The sequence below is a fragment of the Acidovorax sp. CF316 genome, assembly GCF_000276605.1.
Lineage (GTDB): Bacteria > Pseudomonadota > Gammaproteobacteria > Burkholderiales > Burkholderiaceae_C > Acidovorax.
The window spans coordinates 1-3222 of sequence record NZ_AKJX01000068.1 but is presented as its reverse complement, the minus strand read 5'-3'; the positions used below and the strand labels follow the sequence as shown (position 1 = coordinate 3222).

General features: G+C 68.7%; 2 protein-coding genes and 1 pseudogene. 2 read left to right on the top strand and 1 reads right to left on the bottom strand.

Annotated features, from left to right (window positions below):
- Positions 1–1959: ATP-binding protein (locus tag PMI14_RS06610; RefSeq protein WP_007851621.1), on the top strand; the 1959-nt coding region annotated here is incomplete at its 5' end.
- Here PMI14_RS06610 and PMI14_RS06605 read toward each other — a convergent pair.
- Positions 1953–2852 (bottom strand): LysR family transcriptional regulator, encoded by a 900-nt coding sequence (locus PMI14_RS06605; protein ID WP_007851620.1) that lies wholly within the window; start codon positions 2850–2852, stop codon positions 1953–1955. The genes PMI14_RS06610 and PMI14_RS06605 overlap by 7 nt on opposite strands.
- Before the next feature lie 164 nt (positions 2853–3016).
- On the opposite strand from PMI14_RS06605, the pseudogene PMI14_RS06600 reads away from it, so the two are divergent.
- Positions 3017–3222, top strand: a pseudogene (locus PMI14_RS06600) (EamA/RhaT family transporter); the annotation flags it as partial.

The following is a 3222-nucleotide window of genomic DNA, read 5'->3' as shown; positions in this document are numbered from 1 at the left end:
TTTTTAGCCACTGTCTGCCGGCTGCGATGGGTGCTGGCCTGCCTGCTGGCAATGGCCTTGGGCATGGGCGGTGCGCAGGCGCAGCCGCAGCCGGTCGTGCATTTCACCGCCGCGCAGGAGCTGGAGCTGCCGGGTCCGCCGGCGCCGCTGCAGGAGCACACCGATTGGCAAGCCCTGGGCGCGGACTGGCGCGAGGTCGCGCTGCCCTTTGTCTTCGAGCGCCAGATCATCCCGGTTGGCGGTACGCCACGCGTATCGACCCGCTGGTTCCGTGTGCAGGTGCCGGACATTGCACCGCCCGGCGGCACGGCCCACTTCTACCTCAAGCGCTGGCAGACCGCTGGCCAGATTGCGGTGTACGCGGACGGCCGGCTGATCCACCGGTCGCTGGGCAGCCCAAGCTGGAACCTGTTTCGCCACCCCGGCCTGCTGCTGCCGCTGAACCAGACCCCGCTGGCGGCCCCGCCGCGGGAAATCCTCGTCCGCATGGACAGCCTGCGGGGCGCGGGCGGCGGGCTCTCGTCGTTCTATGTGGGCGACACCGGTGCGCTGCTGTCGCACTACACGGTGCGCGAATGGCTGGAGTTCCAGCTGCCGTTCATGAGCAGTTCGGCCTTTCTCGCGGTGGCGCTGTTCTGCTTCGGCGTGTGGCTGTGGCGCCGTCATGACTCCCTGTACCTGCTGCTGGCCGGCTTCTCGCTGCTGCAGGTGGTGCGGCGCTGGCATTTCCATACCGGGCTGGAGCGGCTGCCGGTGAGCGACGCCTGGTTCGGCTGGATCACGCTGAACGCGCTGGCCTGGCAGATCGTGATCCTGCACGCGTTCCTGCAGTTGCTGCATGGGCGCACCTTGCCACGGCTGACCGGCGCGCTGCTGGCGCTGACGGCCGTGTTCACCCTGCTGACGCTGCCGCTCGGCCTGCCGCTGCCCGCCCTGGTGCTGCTGCGCCCGGGGCTGCAGATGCTGCAGATCTCGCTGGCGGTCGCCGTGGTGGCCGGGGGGCTGTGGCATTCCTGGCGCAGCCGGTCGATGGACGGCCTGCTGCTGAGCAGCAGCGTCGCCGTGGCGGTGGGTCTGGGCATCTACGACTGGTTCAAGGCCCAGCAACTGCTGGACCTGGAATGGTTCTATCTCACGCCCTACGCCGCGGTCCTGTACCTGGCCGTCTTCATGTTCATCATGCTGCGCCGTTACGTGCGGGCCATCACCGAGGTGAAGCGGGTCAACGCAGGCCTGGCCGAACGGCTCGCGGCGCGCGAGGCCGAACTGGAGCGCAGCTACCAGGCGCTGCGCACGGCAGAGCACGCGCAGACGCTGAGCCAGGAGCGCCAGCGCCTGATGCAGGACATGCACGATGGCCTGGGCTCCTCGCTCACCAGCGCCATCCGCTCGGTCCAGGGCGGCACGCTGACGGACGAGCAGATGGCCCGGGTGCTGGCCGATTGCATGGACGATCTGAAGCTCGCCATCGACTCGATGGAGCCGGTGGACGCCGACCTGTTGCTGCTGCTGGCCACGCTGCGCTTTCGAATGGGGCCGCGCATCGAGAGTGCGGGCATCGCCTTGCGCTGGGAGGTGCAGGACGTGCCGGTGCTTGAATGGCTGGACCCCTCCAGCGCGCTGCACATTCTGCGCATCGTGCAGGAGACCGTGGCCAACATCCTGCACCATACGCGGGCGACCCAAATCCGCTTCAGCACCGACCAGGTGGGGGAAGTCGTCGAGGTGGCCGTCGAGGACAACGGACAGGGCTTCGATGTGGACAAGGCCCATGCAGAGTCTGCCGGCCGGGGCCTGCGCAACCTGCAGCGCCGCGCCCAGGCCATCGGCGGCACGGTGGCGTGGGCCTCCGGGCCGGCTGGAACACGCTTCACCCTGTGGCTACCCATTAAGCTCCCCAAGGCCAGCCCCTACGGCCTCCCCGAGGGCCGGTTGCCGGCTGACAGCCCACCCTATTGAGGGCTGGTGCCGCTGCGCCGCAGGTGCTCCACCAGTGCCGAGGCAAAACCCGAGAGCGCCACGCCCTTGCGCACGCAGATCTGCAGGTCGCGCTGTGCCCAGGGCTCGTCCATCGCCACCACCACCGGCGGGTCCGCCAGGCCTGCCAGCTGGACCGCGCTGCGCGGCACCAGGCCGATGCCCACGCCAGCCCCCACCATGCGGCAGACGGCCTCGAAGCTGCGCACCTGGATGCGCACATCCAGGTGGCGCCCCAGCGCGGCGGCCGCATTCATCGTGAAGGTATGGATGGCCGAGCCCGCATGCAGCATCACGAAAGCGTGGTCCAGCACCTCGGCAAAGCCGACCTGCGCGCGCCCCGACAGCGCATGCCCCCGGGGCACGATCAGCACCAGCCGGTCCTGCCGGTAGGGGGCCAGCTCCACGCCCGCGCTGTGGCCGCTGTCGGCGAGCACACCAACCTCGATCTCGCCGCCGGCCACGGCGACCACGATCTCGGCGCTGGTGCGCTCCTCCAGCGTCACGCTGACCTGGGGGTGCTGCTTCAGGAAGCCGGCGAGGTCATCGGGCAGAAAGGTGTGCGTGGCGTGGGTGTTGGCCCACAGGCTCACATGGCCGCGGATGCCCGTGGCAAAGGGCGAGAGGTTGGCATGCATCTGCTCCAGGCTGGCCAGCACCTGGCGCGCATTGCGCAGCAGCGCTTCGCCCGCCCGCGTGAGCTGCACGCCGCGGGTCTGCCGCTCGAACAAGGTGGTGTGGAGCGCATTCTCCAGCCGGCGCAGCCGGTGGCTGGCCGATGACGGCGCCAGGCAGGCGCGCGCGGCCCCGCGCGTAAGGTTGCGCTCTTCGGCAATGGCGACGAACAGGCGCAGGTCGGTCAGGTCGTAGTTCATGCAGCGGGCCCATAGCGTTCGTTATGTACGAACGCATGCTTGTGGGAATAGCAATTGTGCCCTGCAACATAACAGAGCAACATGGCCCCATTAATTCCTCTGCCCCCTATCGCATGCACACATACCGTTCGCGGCAACCGCATGCATTGAACCCTAAACACCCCATGTCCTCCTGGAAACACTGGCCCGCCGAACGCATCGGCCTGGCCCTGGCCGTTCTCGCCGCCCTCGGCTTCTCGTTCAAGGCCATTTTCGTCAAGCTGGCCTATGCCGTGCCCCAGGCCACGCCGGTCGATTCGGTCACCCTGCTGGCGCTGCGCATGGCGTTCTCGCTGCCGGTGTTCGCCTGGATCGGCTGGGGCGCCAGCCG

Bases quoted from the DNA above. Each gene is read 5' to 3' on its own strand.
- PMI14_RS06605 (WP_007851620.1), bottom strand. From the start codon at position 2,852: ATGAACTACGACCTGACCGACCTGCGCCTGTTCGTCGCCATTGCCGAA.